Genomic DNA, 15,343 nt, shown 5'->3' with positions numbered 1-15,343 from the left:
GATTATATGGCGGACCGGCAACGAAAATTGGCTACCTTGGAAGCCGTTGATTCGAATCAAAATGCTTCGGGTCGGTGGAAAACCGGCGGCGGCCGATGGTGCCCAGTCCCAGCACGCCAAGCCCGAAGATCGCCAGCGTGGCCGGCTCCGGCACTGCCTGGTTCTGCAGCGCGTTGGCCAGCGTGTTGTGCTGGATCGTGATCTGGTAGGTGCTGTCGACGCTGAGCATGCCGGTGGTGGCGCTGAAGTTCAGGGTGCCCGGGTCGTAGGTGGTGGTACCCGGGAAACCGTCGGTGCGGCTGACGTTGCTGGCGCCGTTCAGCTCGTCGGGGGCGAAGGAGAACACGCTCAGGCCAGTCGTCATGTCGACGATGTTGATGCTCCACGACAGGCGCGCATTAGCGTTGGTGGTCGGGGCGCCGTCGGCCGATACATGGGCCTGGGTGTAGGGATTGGCCTCGAACGCGATCGTCATGGTGTCTTCGGCGCCCATCACGAAGCTGAAGGTGGTCGAGGTGCCGACGTCCGAATTTCCCGATGCCATGCCGTTCATCGCGAGCGAGGCGTCGGCGCGGGTCTGGGCCAGCGCGCCGGCGGGGACGTCGCCGACGGTGATCGCGCTGCCGGACAGGTTCTGGTCGGCGTAACCGAAGGTGCCGGGCACGCCGGGTGGCGCGGGGAAAGGCGAGAAGTCGTTCTCGGCCAGCGGCGGGTTGGGCAAGCCGACCGTCTGCTGGGCGACGTCCGGATTGATGCCGCTCAAAATACCGAAGGACTGGGCGCCGTTCGCGAACGTGCCGTTCAGCGAGCCGGTCGCATGGGCATCGTTGGTCCCTGTCAGCATGGCGAAGTCGCTCACGTTGAATGGCGTGCCGGACGAGTTCAGCAGCCGGAAGTTGTTGATGACGAGGATGGACTGTGCGAACGCATCGGCTCGCGCGCTGCCCATCCCACCGATGGCGATGCTGGCGGCCATCGCCGTCAGCAGCAAGGTTTTGCGTACGATCTTCATGTCGATCTCCTGTTGGGGATGAAACTGGATGTGCCGGGCGCAAGATGCCGCCTCGCAGGCCCTTGTTGCAGTTTTCGTACCACCCGACTTTTCCCCACCAAATCAGCAGCTTGCGTTGCCGCGGATAGCGTCCGGCATGGCGCTGTATCGGCGCTGGAAAATTTTCCGACGCGCGGACCCGGGTTTGCGCTGGCGCGTCTACTGTCCAGCCCGGGGGAACTTCCCCATGCATGAGCATGTCTGAGAGACACAACAATTTCATTCGTGCCGGCAATCGGTGCCGACGCTTTCCTGGAGGACGACAATCATGCTGAACGACGAGCTCCCCATTGCCTCGTTTGTATGTCCCACCGGCTTGCGCGAGCTGTGCATCGGCGAACAGGGCATGGACGCACGCCTGGACCATCCGCTCGACGTGCAGGTGTTCCACATCCGCCTTGCCAATTCGGCCGGGCGGCGCGAGGCGGCCAGCCTCCTGATCCGCAAGATGTACGGCTGGCGCGGCTATGCCTTCGAGCCGGGCGAGGAACACGAAGCCAACAAGGTCACGCTGTACGCCGAGACCGGGGGCATGGTGGTCGGTACGATGAGCCTGTGCCTGGACCGGGACACCCGCCTGCCTGCTGATGAAAACTTCCGCGACATGCTGGACGGCCTGCGGGCGCAGGGGCGGCGCCTGTGCGAGCCGTCGCGGCTGGCGATCGACAAGGGCGTGACCAAGCGCGTGTTCGCCGCGCTGATCCACATCTCCTACATCTACGCCCACAACATCCACCGCTTCAGCGACTATGTGATCGAGGTCAATCCGCGCCACGTGATGTTCTACAAGCGCATGCTGGGCTTCGGCGACTTCGGCGGCGAGCGGCCGTGTACGCGGGTGGGTGCACCCGCGGTGCTGCTGCGGCTGGAGCTTGAATACATGGGCGAGCAGATCCGCAAATGGGGCGGCCTGATGGAGGCGCACGGCGAGGAACGCTCGTTCTATCCCTACTTCTTTCCTGCCTGGGACGAGCCGGGCATCACCGCTCGGCTGCTCACCGGGCGCAGCTAGGGGGCGCCATGGGCGCGACCTTCGAACATGGAGCGGCGGCGAACGTGTACTTGCTGGACGAGCTGCGCGCCATCGTGGGCGGCGCGCAAATACGCGACGACGTCGCCACGCTGGAGCGCTATGCGCGCAGCACCGCCTCGCGCAGCACCCGCGCGCTGGCGGTGGTCACGCCGGGCAGCGTGGCGGAAGTGGCCGGCGTTGTGCGGGCGGCGCTGCGCCACCGCACGCCGGTCTACCCCATCAGCACAGGCAAGAACTGGGGCTACGGCGACGCCTGCCCGGTGACCGAGGGCCAGGTGATCGTCGAGCTGTCGCGCATGAACCGGATTATCACGGTCGATCCAACGCTGGCCTACGCCGTGATCGAACCGGGGGTCACGCAGCGGCAGCTGTCGGAATATTTGGCAGCACACAAGCTCGATTTCTGGATCGACTGCACAGGGGCGGGGCCGGATACCAGCTTCATGGGGAACATCCTCGAACGCGGCTTCGGCCATTCACCCTACGGCAATAGGCTGCAGCACGTCGCCGGGATGCAGGTGGTGCTGGCCAGCGGCGACGTGCTCGAGACAGGGTTCGGGCACTACCCGAATGCCAGGGCCGCCTACCTGTTCCCATACGGGGTGGGGCCTTTCCTCGACGGGCTGTTCACCCAGTCGAACTTCGGCATCGTGACGCGGATCGCGATCTGGCTGATGCCGAAGTCCGAAGCGGTCGAACACTTCTTCTGCACGGTCGAACGGCACGAGGACATCGGCGCGGTGGTGGACGCGTTGCGGCCGCTGCGCATGGACGGCACCCTGCGCAGCATCCTCCACATCGGCAATGACCTGCGCGTGCTGTCGGGCGGCACCGTGTATCCGCGCGAGCAGGCAGGTGGCGCGCCGATGCTGCCAGGAGGACTGCGCCAGCGCATGCGCGAGGGCGCGGGCGTGGGTGCGTGGACTGTATCGGGCGCGCTGTACGGCAGCAAGCGGCAGGTCGCGGCGGCGCGCCATGCGCTCAAGCAGGCGATGAAGCCAACGCCAGCGCGGACCATCATCCTCACCGAAGGCAGGCTGCGGCTGGGCGCGTTGGCGGCGCGCCTGCTGGGCGGAACAAGGGCCGGCAAGCGGATGCGGGCCAGGGTCGACTTGGGCGAAGCACTCTTTGCCATGAACCGCGGCGTGCCGAACGGGCGTTTCCTCGCCGGCGCGTACTGGCGCCGGCGCGGCGGGCTGCCGTCCGGCTTCCCGCACGATGCCAATCCTGCGGCCGACAACTGCGGCCTGTTGTGGGTATCGCCGATCCTCCCGATGCGCGGCGCGGACCTGCTTGCGGTGTACCGGCTGGTCGAACCAGTGTTCGCGGAGTTCCGCTTCGACCTGTTCATTACCTTCAGCATGATCAACGAGCGTGCCTTGGGCGGCGTCATCACGGTGGCGTACGATAAGGACGATCCGGACGAAGTGGCGCGGGCTTTGGGCTGCTACCAGAAAGTGTTCGACCTGTGCATGGCCGAGGGATACGTACCTTACCGGGTCGGCAACCAGTCGATGGCCCAGCTCGATCCACATTCGGACGTCTTCTGGGCGACTGTCCGCCAGATCAAAGCCGCACTCGATCCCGACGGTATCATTGCCCCCGGCCGCTACCAGCCACCGCCCCTGTAAAAGCTTCCGACATCGCGAAACCAATCCGGAAAGGGAAAATCGGGTCAGATCAGAGGGTGGCGAGCAGGGCTTTCGCTTCGGCTTTGTGGGTGAAGGACGTGCCGGCCATGGCGCGCTCGATCTCAGCGCGGGCGCTGCGCTTGTCCCCGCTTTTGGCGAGCGCGGCGCCGTAGTGGAAGCGGATGTCGCTGGAGCCGGGCGCAAGGGCGCTGGCATTTTTCAGCAGCGGCAGCGCGCGCCGGGTTTCGCCATTGTCCATCAGGATCCAGCCCAGCGTGTCGAGCACGGCTGCATTGTTCGGCGCCAGCTTGTAGGCGCGCTCGGCGTAGGAGAGGGCGTCCTTGCGCTTCAGTTGCTGCGAGGCCCAGGCCAGGTCGTTGAGCGCCATCACGTTAGCCGGGTCGAAACGGAGTACGGCATGCAGGTGTTCGGCGCCGGCTTCGACGTCCTTCGCCAGCAGCAGTCCGCTGGCAAAGTACATCCGAGTGGCGATGTCGCCGGGGTGCTGGCCAAGCCAGCCGGTGATGCGCGCCTTGGCCTCGCCGGCTTTGCCGGCCCGGGTCAGCGCGCCGTGGAGCTGGGTGACCAGCGCGCTGCTTTGTTGCAACACAAACGCACGCTCGTAGGCCTTGACCGCCGCCGCGTGCATGCCCTGCGCGCCGTGGACGTCGCCCTCGTACTTGAATCCGCTTGCGGATGCGGGCTGCTTTTCCTGCACCGTTTTGGCGTACGACAGCGCGGCGGGGAACTTCTTTTGCGCGATCAGGACGTTCAGCAGCGAGAGCTGGGCGGCGGTCATGTCCGGCGCGATCGACAGCGCCTTGCGCAGTGATGCTTCAGCGCCCGCCATATCCTCCATGCTCATTTGTACCGTGGCGTAGCGCGCGTGCAGCCCGGCGTTGTTGGGCGACATCGCAGTGAGTCGGGCGTATTCCTCGGCGGCCGCGGCGAAGTTGTCGTTGGCGTAAGACACGTGGGCGAGCATGGCGCGCGCGTCCACGTTGGCGGGGTGGCTGGTCTGGATCTTTTGCGCCAGCACAAGCGCCTTCTGCTTGTCGCCCGCGCGAACGTCGAATTCCACAAGCCGGAGCCCGGCCCGCAGATCGTCCGGGTTGTCGTTCAGGGCGCGTGCGAGCCATTGTCGCGCTTCGCCGGTCTTGCCTTCGGCGGCAGCGAGGCGCGCCAGCGCTTCCATCAGAAGGGGATTGCCGGGCGATCGAGCCAGTGCGGCCATGTAGCGCTGCCGCGCCCCGCCGGGCCGCTTTTCCATCGTGTCCAGTTGTGCCAGGTTGTCGAGGGCGGGCATGTAGAGCGGGTCGAGCTTGAGGGCCTCCTCGAAGCTGGCCCGCGCGCCGGCCAGGTCCTGTTTGGCCAGGTGGACACCGCCCTTGAGGTTCTGGACCAGCGGATTGCTGCCGTTCTTCTCCATTTGCACCACCGCCGCCATGGCCTTGTCGGGCGCCCTCGCGCGCAGGTAGCTCATGGTCAGCAAGATGCCGGCGCGCTGGGTGCCCTTGTCGAGCGAGGCAGCGCGCTCCAGTTCGGCGACGGCCCGGCCGTTCTCGCCGGTGCCGAGGCTGGAGAGGGCAAGGCCGGTGTGCAGGCCGGCCGCGTCGGGACGCAGCGCCGCCGCGTTCTGGAACAGTTCCGCGGCCTGGGTGAACTGCCGGGCGCGCAGGTGGGCCTCGCCAGCCAGCGCAAGCAGTTCGACGTCGCGCGGATGGCGAGTATCAGCGGACGCAGCAGGTCGAGCGCGTCCGCCGGGGCGTTATGCGGATGTGACCGAGCCAGCAGCCGAGATGCGGTACAGGTGCGTCGGATGGCTCCGAGGAAGTCTGCATGCTGTTTGCGCTTGCGGCTCGAACCCAGTGCGCGATGCACGCCCCCGCCAGCAGCACGCTGGGCATGTGCTCCGGTAGTTTCCGCGCAGGATGTTCTGGGCCGCGGCGAGTGCGCCTGTGTTTGCCTTCGCGGGAAATCAGCATGGCCTGGGAAGGATCACAACCGCGGCGCCCGGCGCCGGACTTGCGCGCCTGCTCGATAGCCGTGCGCGCTTCCTGCAGCCTGCCCTCCTCGAGTGCAGGTTGGCATGTCGGACCAGACATGCGCGTTGCCGGACGCAGTTCGCAGTATTTTTCTGTATGTACGAGCCATCGCCGCGCCGGCCTTGCCGTGGCTCGGTCGACGTCGCCCGCAGGCGCAGAAGCTCGGTGTCCGCTGGCCGGCCGCCAGCGCGCGCACGATCCAGTTGCCCGCTTCGGCCGCATTGCCTTCGACCATCCGTTGTTCCAGCTTGCCATGCCCAGATCAGGGCCTCGATCGAGTGTGGCGCCAGTTTCAACGCGTCGTTCAGCAGTTCGCGCGCCGGTTCCACCTTGCCGAGCCCGAGGAAGGCCGAACCGCGCAGGGCCAGCAGGGCCGGCCGCACCGACGCGGCGCCGACCGGGACGATGTCCGCCAGCAGCCGGTCGTACTGCCCCTGCATCAGCATAGCCTTGCCCAGCAGCGGCGCGACCTGGGCGGCGTCGCCTCCAGCGGCCATGGCACGCCGCAGGTCCTTGTCGGCCGACGCCGCGTCGCCTTCGTCCAGGTAAACCTCGGCCAGCAGGATGCGCGCGGCGCCGCTGCCTTCGTCGCGCTGGATGGCGTTCTTGAGCTGGATCACGGCAGCCTTGATTTCGCCCTGCGCGCGGTATTTGCGCGCTTCGGCGATCAGCGGGGCGACCTCGGTATTGCCGCTGCAACCGACGCCGGTGATGCCGAGCGATACCGCAAGGGCGGCAGCGACGGAACGGGACCACAGGGGTTGCTTTTGTTCGGGCATGGCACTCTCCGGTCAGGTGACCTGACTAGGGTAGTGAGTCCACCATGCAACTTGTTGATGACTGTCAACGGCAACGCGCAACAAGGCTTCGCAGTCAGGCCGGAGGCCTTTTGCCGCGCAGGACGCGCACCACGCCACGGAAGTCGATTGTGTGCAGCGACACCGGCCGGCGCCAGACGCGTGCCACGTACTCCATCACACGCTCGGCCTGTGCCAGGTCCAGCCCGCGCCATCGTGCAGGTAGTCGTGGCGCAGGTCGAGGCTGCCGTCGGCGCCTACCTGCGACACCATGACCGACGGCGCGCCGTAGTTGAAGCGCGGCGCCAGGATGGCTTCGCGGATGGCATGGATGTCGCGGGTGGCGATGCGGGTCTCGCCGTGGCGCCGCGCCTCGTACACGAACAGGTCGAGCCGGTCGGAGATTTCCTGGTCGAGGTAGTTGCGGATAAAGCCGAAATCGTCTTCCTCGCGGCAAATTTGGCGCGCCTTGTCCATACCGTGCTTCTCGATGATGTACTCCCACAGCGAGCAGCCCAGGTGGCAGGGATTGAGCGACAGCACCAGCTGCTGGCTGCCGGCGAACGGGCGCACCACGTCCGGGTGCGACTTGATGGCGGCCAGGTACAGCTCGTGCGGCAGGAAGGTGGCTTCGCACAGCAGGCGCGCATGCCAGTACGATGCCCAGCCTTCGTTCATGATCTGGCAGGCGTGGATGGGGTGGAAGTAGTAGGCTTCTTCGCGCACCGCGAGGAAGATGTCGCGCTCCCAGTCCTCCAGTTCCGGCGCGTAGCGCGCGATGAACCACAGCAGGTCGGCTTCGGGCCGGGGCGGCGGCGGCGGGCGCTGGGACGGCTCGCTGGCGAATTCGGGGTAGGGCGGCCGATGCAGCGGCTGGTTGGTGTCGATGTGGATTTCCAGCGAAAGCGCCGCGTCGAGCACGGCCTCGACCCGTTCCAGCCCGTGGGCCTGTAGTGCGCGCTCGAGCCGGTTGGCGCGCGCCGCGCTCCGCTCCAGGATACGGCTGCCGGCCATGTCCATGAAACGGGTGAACAACTGCTTGTTCTTGGCGAAATCGGCGTGCCCCAATGCGTGGGCGGTCACCAGGGTGTTTTCGGCCAGCGAGTTCTGCTCCTGCATGTAGGCCTGGCATGGGTCGCCGGGGAACATCGCTTCAACGATGTGCGAATGCCCCATGTGCTGGCGCACCAGATGGTGGATGTAGCGGATGCCGAAAGACCAGTGGCGCAGGCGCACCGGCAGGCCGTGGACGGCGATCTCGACCATGAAGTTGGACGGCACCAGGTCGAAGTTGACCGGGTAAAAGTCCATGCCAAGCTCCAGCGCCAGCGCTTCCAGCTGCGCGCCATAGCCGGCCAGCGTGTGTTGGGTTGCCGTCGTCATGCCGGGGCCTCCGCGCTGTCGTCCGCTTTCTGCGTGAAAAATTTTCGCAAGGCGCGCCAAACGTCGTCGGGACCGGTCAGCACGCTGCTGCCGATCGGCACGCCACGCCGCTCCAGCTCGCCGCACAGGCGCCGCATCTCGGTTTCCAGCGAGCGCGTTACGCCGGGCAGGGTTTCAACATAGCCGATGTGGTTGAGCATCGTGCCAAGTTCGGTCAGCGCCTCGCCGGCCGCGGTGCGGTCCTCTGTAAAGTTTTCACCGTCCGATGCATAGAACATGTAGACATTGTCCTGCGCTGGGTCGAACTCCTTGCGCACGATGTCGAGCGCCAGCCTGAAGGCGCTGGACGCGATGGTGCCGCCCATGCCCGACACCTGAAAGAACTCGGCCTCGCTGAATTGCCAAGCGTGGGTGGTGTGTGCGACGAAGCGGGTTTCCACCCGCGCGTACTGGCGGCGGATGCCCTGCAGCGCAAAGAAGAAAAACGATTTGGCCAGTTTGCGTTCCAGCTCGGTCATGCTGGCCGAGACGTCGAGCACGAACAGGATGACGGCGCTGATGCCGGGCTTGCGCGCACGGGCTTTCAGCTTCAGGTCCGGCAGCCTGAGCTCTTCCCACACCCAGTCCATCACTTCGTCGATGGAGAGTTCCAGCAGCAGCCTGACCCCGCCGTCTTCGTTGCCGCCGTCGCCATCGGCCAAGTCATGCCGCGCGGCCCACTGCAGTACGTCACCCGGCTTGCCTGCGCCTTGGCCGGCGCCGGTCCGGCTGCGCGGCTCGGCCAGCCTGAAGCGCGCGTGTTCGAGCAAGCGCACCGGCACCTGCACGGTGCGCTCCTGCAGCCCAGTGATCAGGTCCGGGCCGGCGATCAGCTCGGGCAGGTGCCGCAGCACGGCATCGCGCACCTTGTCGTTATGGCGCAGCCAGTTGCGCGCGCTGTGGCGGGCCAGTTGCTCGCCTGGATGCATCACATTTCCTCCCTGAAGTAGCGAGGCGCCTCGCCCCGGACTTCAAGTATCGGCCGCAGCGACGTGGACCGGATGACCGGCCTCAATGTGAACAACTGAACCTTTTCGGGCCAGTATTGTTGTGGCTTGCGTTCGGCGCCGCACAGAGGGCGCCACAAGACACGCCCAGAATGAACTACTGTTCAGGACAAACCAAGGAGTCCCCATGTTCCCAACTGATTCGATGCACCACGTGAAGGAACTTAAGGACAAAATCGATTCCGTTCGTTTCGCCATGTTCACCTGCACCGACAAGTACGGCCATCTGATCGCCACCCCGATGACCAACCAGGAAATGGGGCCAGCGGGCGAGCTCTGGTTCTTCACCTCGATCAATACTGACCTGTGGGAAAACATTGCTCATCAACCGGAGGTCAACGCCAGCTTCGCCGAACCGAAGGATGGACTGTATGTGTCGGTCAGCGGAACCGCCGAGCGCGTGGTCGACCCCGTCAAGGTGCATGAGTTGTGGAATCCCTTCGTCGAGGCATGGCTCCCCAGCGGGCCGGACGATCCGCACGTGGCCTTGATTCGCGTGGTGCCGCACAGCGCGGAGTATTGGGATACGGCTGCGAACAAGATGGTGTCGCTGTTTGCCGTGGCCAGGGCGGCCCTTACTGGCGAGCCGCCAAAGGTCGACCCGGTCGAGCACGGCAAGATCGATCTGTAAACGGGCGTGTCCGCCTTACTTCGCGGCTTCGAGGCGGGTGACGGTGATTTGGCCGTTGACGCGCTCGGCGGCGAAGTTGATCTTGTCGCCCGGCTTGACCTGGTCGAGCATGGCTGGCTCCTTCACGCGGAACACCATCGTCATGGCTGGCATGTCCAGGCTGGCCAGCGGGCCGTGCTTGACGGTGAGCTTGCCCGCTTCCTTGTCCACTTTCTTGACTTCGCCGGCCACCAATGCCGCCGCTGCGGTGGCGGTGGGAGTAGGCGCGGTCTCGGTGGCCACGCTGGCGCCGAAGGACATGAAAAGTGCTGCTGCGTTGACATCCTCCCCGTCGTAAACGGAAGGGGATTCCCACTGCTGGCGTCTGATGCCCCAGACGGAAGCCGGACTGAAGGTAGCCCAGCTTCTTATTCAATCCGCAGGATATCTCTCGACCTCGCCTAAAGGCGACCGCGGATCGGAAAAAACGGTACAGGTGACTGATGCCCCAGCGCGTAATCGCATACTGAAGCACTTAGGGAGTTTGACCATGCCCCAACACCAAAGTTCAAAACATTATTTCACGTGGACGGCTGCGTGCGCTTCGCGCCCGGCTCCTTTCACTCCCTGCCCTGAAGAGGGTGTCGCAAAAGCCCTCTGCGCGATAAAATATTGCTCAGAATGAAACGCCAGGAACCGACAATGAGCAGCACCCGCAAATTACCTTCGCCCGACGATCCGCAGTACGATTTGTTTGGCGGCGTGCCGGCAGGTTCGGATGCGCCGGCTCTGCAAACGGCGGTCCATAGCGGTCGGCGTTTCGTGACGGGCGATGCCAACGCCATTTTCCTGGGGACGATGCGTCTGGAAGAACATCTGAAGCGTTCTGGCCAGCATGCTCCATTTACCGTGGCCCGTCTGCTCGGAGCACAAGACTGGCAAGCGTTTGAGCGGCGCTACGCTGCAACTGGCCGCGCTCCCTATGCGCCGCAACTGATGGTCGGCCTGATCCTGTACGGCGTGATGCAAGGGGTGCATTCCCTGCGCGAATTGGAACGGCTGGCGCGACTCGATCTCGGATGCATGTGGGTGACCGGCGGCATCGCGCCGGACCATGCCAACATCGGACGCTTCATCGTCCAGCATGAAGCGTCGCTGACCCGGGATTTCTTTGAATCGCTGACCGGGTCGATTTTGAAAGCGACGGGTTCTGGCAGCGCTCGGTTGGCCGGTGACGGCACCGTTATTGAAGCGGCTTGCTCGCACTACAATCTGCTCAAGGAAGAGGCCGTCAAGGCGCGCGCAACAGCGGCGCACCAGGCCGTAGAACGCACACCGGAGAATCGGGCGGCGCAGCAGGAACAGGAACGCAGTGCGCGATGCCAGGAACTCTTCGAGCAGCGCCAGACTGCGCGCCGCAGCAATGGCAAGAATGTCGAGACCTTGCGTATCAGCGGCAGCGAACCGGAGGCCATGGTACAGCGCCTGAAACGTGGACACGGGTTTGCGGCGTCGTACAAACCATCGGTACTGGCAAATCCAGACAGAATCATCACAGCCTTCGAAATCGATCCATCGAGCGAGACGAAGGTGATCGCACCGATGCTCGATCAAAGTGCACGCGTGACTGGAGAAGATGTCAGGGAATTGCTGCTCGACGCCGGCTACTTCGATGATGAAGTGATTGACGCGACGCTCACACGCGATATCAGCTTGTTGTGTCCGGAGGGCCAGTGGCCTGCCAAGACCAAAGAGGAGGGGCTGTACCACAAGAGCGCATTCACCTACGACGCGCATACCGACACTTACCGATGCCCTGCCGGCCAAACCTTGGTCCTCATTTCCAAATGCGGAGAAACACCGCGCACGCGGGCAGTGAGCGTGTATGCGGCATCAAGCTGCACAGCTTGCCGCCTGCGTGCGAACTGTACGAAGGCCGCGCAGGGGCGGCGCATCAAGCGCTACCCCGAGGATGAGCAACGGGACGCGCTTCGTCTCGTGATGCAGCATCGCCAGGCGCGCTACATTTTCAGCCAGCGCAAGGCGATCGTCGAACCAGTGTTCAGCAGCCTGCGCGGTCAGCAGGGCCTGGATCGCTTTCGCCGACGTGGGCTACAGGCGGTCAAGCGCGAATTTGCCTTACATGTCATCGCGTACGACTTGTCCAGAGCGGTTGCCCTGCTGAGAGCGCTGTTTTTCTACTTTTACGCCGTTCCATACGCTCTCAGAGGGGCGCATACGTTTTTTCGGCCGCATGCCGCGTTTTTTGGGCTTGCGTCCTCAACCACAACATCGCCCGGGCCTGATGTGATCGCAGAAAAACGTTTTGCGACACCCTCTGAAGGACGAGGTTTCTCGGAGCAAATCTGATGAATATGTTAGAAAATTTCATGATGACTCCATTCTTGAAATAAACGTTCATGCCGACAGGCTTAGTGGCCGTGATGCTGGCCAGGCTTCCTGACCTGCAGTACCTTTTCCCCTGGCTTCGCGGGCGCGGCGTCCGGTGCCCGCACGGCCTGCGGTGCGGCGTCACCTTTCCATTCGTAGGCGACGGTGCCGGCCGGATGCTTGTACCAGCCCGGGTCCTTGTAGTCGCCGCGCGCCAGTCCCTTGCGCACCTTTACGGTGGTGAACATGCCGCCCATGCCCATCGCGCCGAACTGCCCGGTGCCCGTCATCATCGGTAGCGTGTTGTCCGGCAGCGGCATTTCCATCTCCGCCATGTCTGCCATGCCCTTGTCGCCCATGATCATGTAGTCGGGCACCAGCTTGTTGATCTTCCCGACCATGTCGCGCTGATCGACGCCGATCATGGTCGGCACATCGTGCCCCATCGCGTTCATCGTGTGGTGCGACTTGTGGCAGTGGAAGGCCCAGTCGCCCGGCTCGTTGGCCACGAACTCGATCGCGCGCATCTGGCCCACCGCGATATCGGTCGTCACCTCCGGCCAGCGCGAGGCGGGCGGCGTCCATCCGCCGTCGGTGCCGGTCACGGTGAATTCATGGCCGTGGATGTGGATCGGGTGGTTGGTCATGGTCAGGTTGCCGATCCGGATGCGGACCTTGTCGTTCAGGCCCACCACCATCGGGTCGATGCCGGGGAAGGCGCGGCTGTTGAAGGTCCACAGGTTAAAGTCCAGCATCGTGTTGACCTTCGGCGTCGCGCTGCCCGGCTCGATGTCGTAGGAATTGAGCAGGAAGCAGAAATCGCGGTCGACGCGCTGGAAGGCCGGGTCCTTCGGATGCGTGACCCAGAAGCCCATCATCCCCATCGCCATCTGCGTCATCTCGTCCGCGTGCGGGTGGTACATGAAGGTGCCCGGACGGCGCGCTTCGAATTCGTACACGAAGGTCTTGCCGACCGGGATGGCAGGCTGGGTCAGGCCGGTCACGCCATCCATGCCGTTCGGCAGGCGCTGGCCGTGCCAGTGGATGCTGGTGTGCTCGGGCAGCTTGTTGGTGACGTAGATGCGCACGCGGTCGCCCTCGACCACCTCGATGGTCGGTCCCGGCGACTGGCCGTTGTAACCCCACAGGTTGGCCTTCATGCCGGGCGCGATTTCGCGCACCACCGGTTCGGCCACCAGGTGGAACTCCTTGACGCCGTCCTTCATGCGCCACGGGAGCGTCCAGCCATTGAGCGTGACTACCGGGTTGTACGGACGGCCGTTGGGCGGCGCCAGCGGCGCCTGGGTGGTGGCCTTGTCCATGATTACCGCTTCCGGCAGCGAGGCTGCGCCGACGCGGCTGACGATCGCGGTGCTGACGGCGGCGGCACCCGCGCCGCGGAAGAAATCTCTGCGTGAAACCATCTGCTGTTCCTTTTGCTGCGTTTAGTGTGCCGGCGCGCCAGCGTTGTCCCTCGATGGCGCGGTGAATAAGTATAGCGTGCATGGACGATGGACCTTGCCATGATGGGAAGGTCAAGCCCCTTTATGTGAAAAATCGCGCTTGACCTTACAATCATGGGAAGGTTCAAGATGGCTGCATTACACATTCTGGGGAGCATCATGGCAACAGCGAACGCGAACGAACTGACGCTGCCGATCGAAGGCATGAGCTGCGCATCCTGTGCAGGCCGTGTCGAGAAGGCCCTGCGCGCCGTGCCGGGCGTGCGCGACGCCAACGTCAACCTGGCGATGGAGCGCGCCTTCGTCACGTCGGACAACGCGCTCGACACCGCACAACTGGTACAGGCGGTGGAGCGCGCCGGCTACAAGGCGGTGCCCGTTGCCGCCGCCGCACCGGCACCCGCCGCCACGTCCACAGAACCCCTCGAGATAGCGGTATCGGCCGCACTGACGCTGCCGCTGCTTGCGCCCATGCTCGCCGAGCTGGTGGGCATCTATTTGATGCTCCCCGGCTGGGTCCAGTTCGCGCTAGCCACGCCTGTGCAGTTCTGGATCGGCGCGCGCTTCTACCGCGGCGCATGGAAGGCGCTGTTGGCCAGGACCGGCAATATGGACCTGCTGGTGGCACTGGGCACTTCGGCGGCGTACGGCCTGAGCATGTTCCAGTGGCTGGCGCAGCCAAGGCAGGGCGGCCACCTTTACTTCGAAGCCGCGGCCGTGGTCATCACGCTCGTCCGGCTTGGCAAGTGGCTGGAAACGCGCGCCAAGCGGCAGACCACGGAGGCGATCCGGGCCTTGCAGGCGTTGCGTCCGGCCACCGCGCGGATGCGCGCGGGAGGCGAGGTACGCGAAGTGCCGGTCGAAGCGCTGCGCGTGGGCGACGAGGTGCTGGTGCGCCCTGGCGAGCGTGTGCCGATGGACGGCGTGGTGATCGAAGGCGCGAGCCACGCGGACGAATCGATGCTCACCGGCGAAAGCATGCCGGTCACCAAAGGGCCCGGCAGCCAGCTGATTGGCGGTTCGGTCAACGGCGACGGCATGGTGGTCGCGCGCGCCACTGCGCTGGGCGCCGAATCCACGCTGGCCCGCATCATCCGCGCGGTCGAGGATGCGCAATCCGCCAAGGCGCCGATCCAGCGCCTGGTGGACCGGGTCAGCGCGGTATTCGTGCCGGTGATCCTGGCGATCGCGCTGGCCACCTTCGCCGGCTGGTCCCTGTACAACGGCGACTGGAGTGCGGCCGTGCTGAACGCGGTGGCGGTGCTGGTCATCGCCTGCCCATGCGCGCTGGGACTCGCGACGCCCACCGCCATCATGGCCGGCACCGGCGTGGCGGCGCGCCACGGCATCCTGATCAAGGATGCACAGGCGCTCGAGCTGCTGCACGGCGTGGATGTCGTCGCCTTCGACAAGACCGGCACGCTCACCGTGGGCAAACCGCGCTTGGCGGCGCACATCGCGGCGGATGGCAGTCACGATGCGATGCTGGCACTGGCCGCCGCCATCCAGCAAGGCAGCGAGCATCCGCTGGCGCGCGCAGTTGGCGAGGCGGCAGGGCGCGTGCCGCTGGCCGCCACCGATGTCAAAGCCGTTCCCGGCCACGGCGTGACGGCCACCGTCGACGGCGCCGGTTATGCGCTGGGCAACCGGCGGCTGATGGAACGCCACGGCGTCGGAACGGGCGACCTGGCGCGCGCCGCGCAGGAACACGAAGCAGCCGGCCAGACGGTTTCCTGGCTCGCGCAACTTACGCCGGAACCGAAGCTGGTCGGGCTACTGGCCTTCGGCGACGCCGTCAAGCCGGAGAGCCGCGAGGCCGTCGCGCGCCTCCACGGCCTGGGCATCAGGACAGTCATGCTGACCGGCGATAATGAAGGTGCCGCGCGCCACATC

At 65.2% G+C, this 15,343-nt stretch carries 11 protein-coding genes and 1 pseudogene; 5 read left to right on the top strand and 7 right to left on the bottom strand.

Annotation, left to right across the window (positions count from 1 at the left end):
* Positions 1-31: 31 nt before the first annotated feature.
* Positions 32-1,012 (bottom strand): PEP-CTERM sorting domain-containing protein, encoded by a 981-nt coding sequence (locus D3872_RS00545; RefSeq protein ID WP_119808967.1) that lies wholly within the window; start codon positions 1,010-1,012, stop codon positions 32-34.
* A gap of 307 nt (positions 1,013-1,319) precedes the next feature.
* On the opposite strand from D3872_RS00545, the gene D3872_RS00540 reads away from it, so the two are divergent.
* Both D3872_RS00540 and D3872_RS00535 read left to right on the top strand, forming a co-directional pair.
* On the top strand, positions 1,320-2,063 hold the full coding sequence (locus D3872_RS00540; protein WP_119808966.1) for an N-acyl amino acid synthase FeeM domain-containing protein: 744 nt from the start codon (positions 1,320-1,322) through the stop codon (positions 2,061-2,063).
* Positions 2,064-2,071: 8 nt separating this feature from the next.
* Positions 2,072-3,715: an FAD-binding oxidoreductase gene (locus D3872_RS00535; RefSeq protein ID WP_119808965.1), complete on the top strand. Its 1,644-nt coding sequence runs from the start codon at positions 2,072-2,074 to the stop codon at positions 3,713-3,715.
* Positions 3,716-3,764: 49 nt separating this feature from the next.
* On the opposite strand, the pseudogene prsT reads toward D3872_RS00535, so the two are convergent.
* From prsT to D3872_RS00515, 4 genes and pseudogenes are all read right to left on the bottom strand, one after another.
* A pseudogene (prsT, locus tag D3872_RS00530) lies at positions 3,765-5,441 on the bottom strand (XrtA/PEP-CTERM system TPR-repeat protein PrsT); the annotation flags it as partial.
* Between the two features lie 252 nt (positions 5,442-5,693).
* Positions 5,694-6,539, bottom strand: coding sequence for a tetratricopeptide repeat protein (locus D3872_RS00525; RefSeq protein WP_119808963.1), 846 nt, complete (start codon positions 6,537-6,539; stop codon positions 5,694-5,696).
* 195 nt (positions 6,540-6,734) lie between these two features.
* Positions 6,735-7,940 carry a SpoVR family protein gene (locus D3872_RS00520; RefSeq protein WP_229459089.1) on the bottom strand — a complete coding sequence of 402 codons (1,206 nt, stop codon included), beginning with the start codon at positions 7,938-7,940 and terminating at the stop codon, positions 6,735-6,737.
* A complete protein-coding gene (locus D3872_RS00515; RefSeq protein ID WP_119808962.1) occupies positions 7,937-8,908 on the bottom strand; it encodes a DUF444 family protein in 972 nt (323 codons plus the stop codon). The genes D3872_RS00520 and D3872_RS00515 overlap by 4 nt, the downstream gene beginning before the upstream one ends.
* Before the next feature lie 205 nt (positions 8,909-9,113).
* Here D3872_RS00515 and D3872_RS00510 point away from each other — a divergent pair, with 205 nt between their 5' ends.
* Positions 9,114-9,617, top strand: a complete 504-nt coding sequence (locus D3872_RS00510; RefSeq protein ID WP_119808961.1) for a pyridoxamine 5'-phosphate oxidase family protein — start codon at positions 9,114-9,116, stop codon at positions 9,615-9,617.
* A 15-nt stretch (positions 9,618-9,632) separates the two neighbouring features.
* Here the strand turns inward: D3872_RS00510 and D3872_RS00505 are convergent, their stop codons facing one another.
* Positions 9,633-9,917, bottom strand: coding sequence for a copper-binding protein (locus D3872_RS00505; protein WP_119808960.1), 285 nt, complete (start codon positions 9,915-9,917; stop codon positions 9,633-9,635).
* A gap of 381 nt (positions 9,918-10,298) precedes the next feature.
* Here D3872_RS00505 and D3872_RS00500 point away from each other — a divergent pair, with 381 nt between their 5' ends.
* Entirely contained in the window at positions 10,299-11,966 is a 1,668-nt protein-coding gene (locus D3872_RS00500) for a transposase (protein ID WP_119808959.1), read from the top strand.
* Between the two features lie 62 nt (positions 11,967-12,028).
* Here D3872_RS00500 and D3872_RS00495 read toward each other — a convergent pair whose 3' ends face one another.
* Positions 12,029-13,411 (bottom strand): multicopper oxidase family protein, encoded by a 1,383-nt coding sequence (locus D3872_RS00495; RefSeq protein ID WP_119808958.1) that lies wholly within the window; start codon positions 13,409-13,411, stop codon positions 12,029-12,031.
* Positions 13,412-13,609: 198 nt separating this feature from the next.
* Between D3872_RS00495 and D3872_RS00490 the strand changes: the two genes are divergently transcribed.
* A partial coding sequence (locus D3872_RS00490) for a heavy metal translocating P-type ATPase (RefSeq protein ID WP_229459088.1) occupies positions 13,610-15,343 on the top strand: 1,734 nt, incomplete at its 3' end.

This window comes from Massilia cavernae, from assembly GCF_003590855.1.
GTDB lineage: Bacteria > Pseudomonadota > Gammaproteobacteria > Burkholderiales > Burkholderiaceae_D > Telluria_A > Telluria_A cavernae.
Note: the sequence above shows the minus strand (reverse complement) of the source record. Positions and strands in the feature narration are given on the sequence as shown.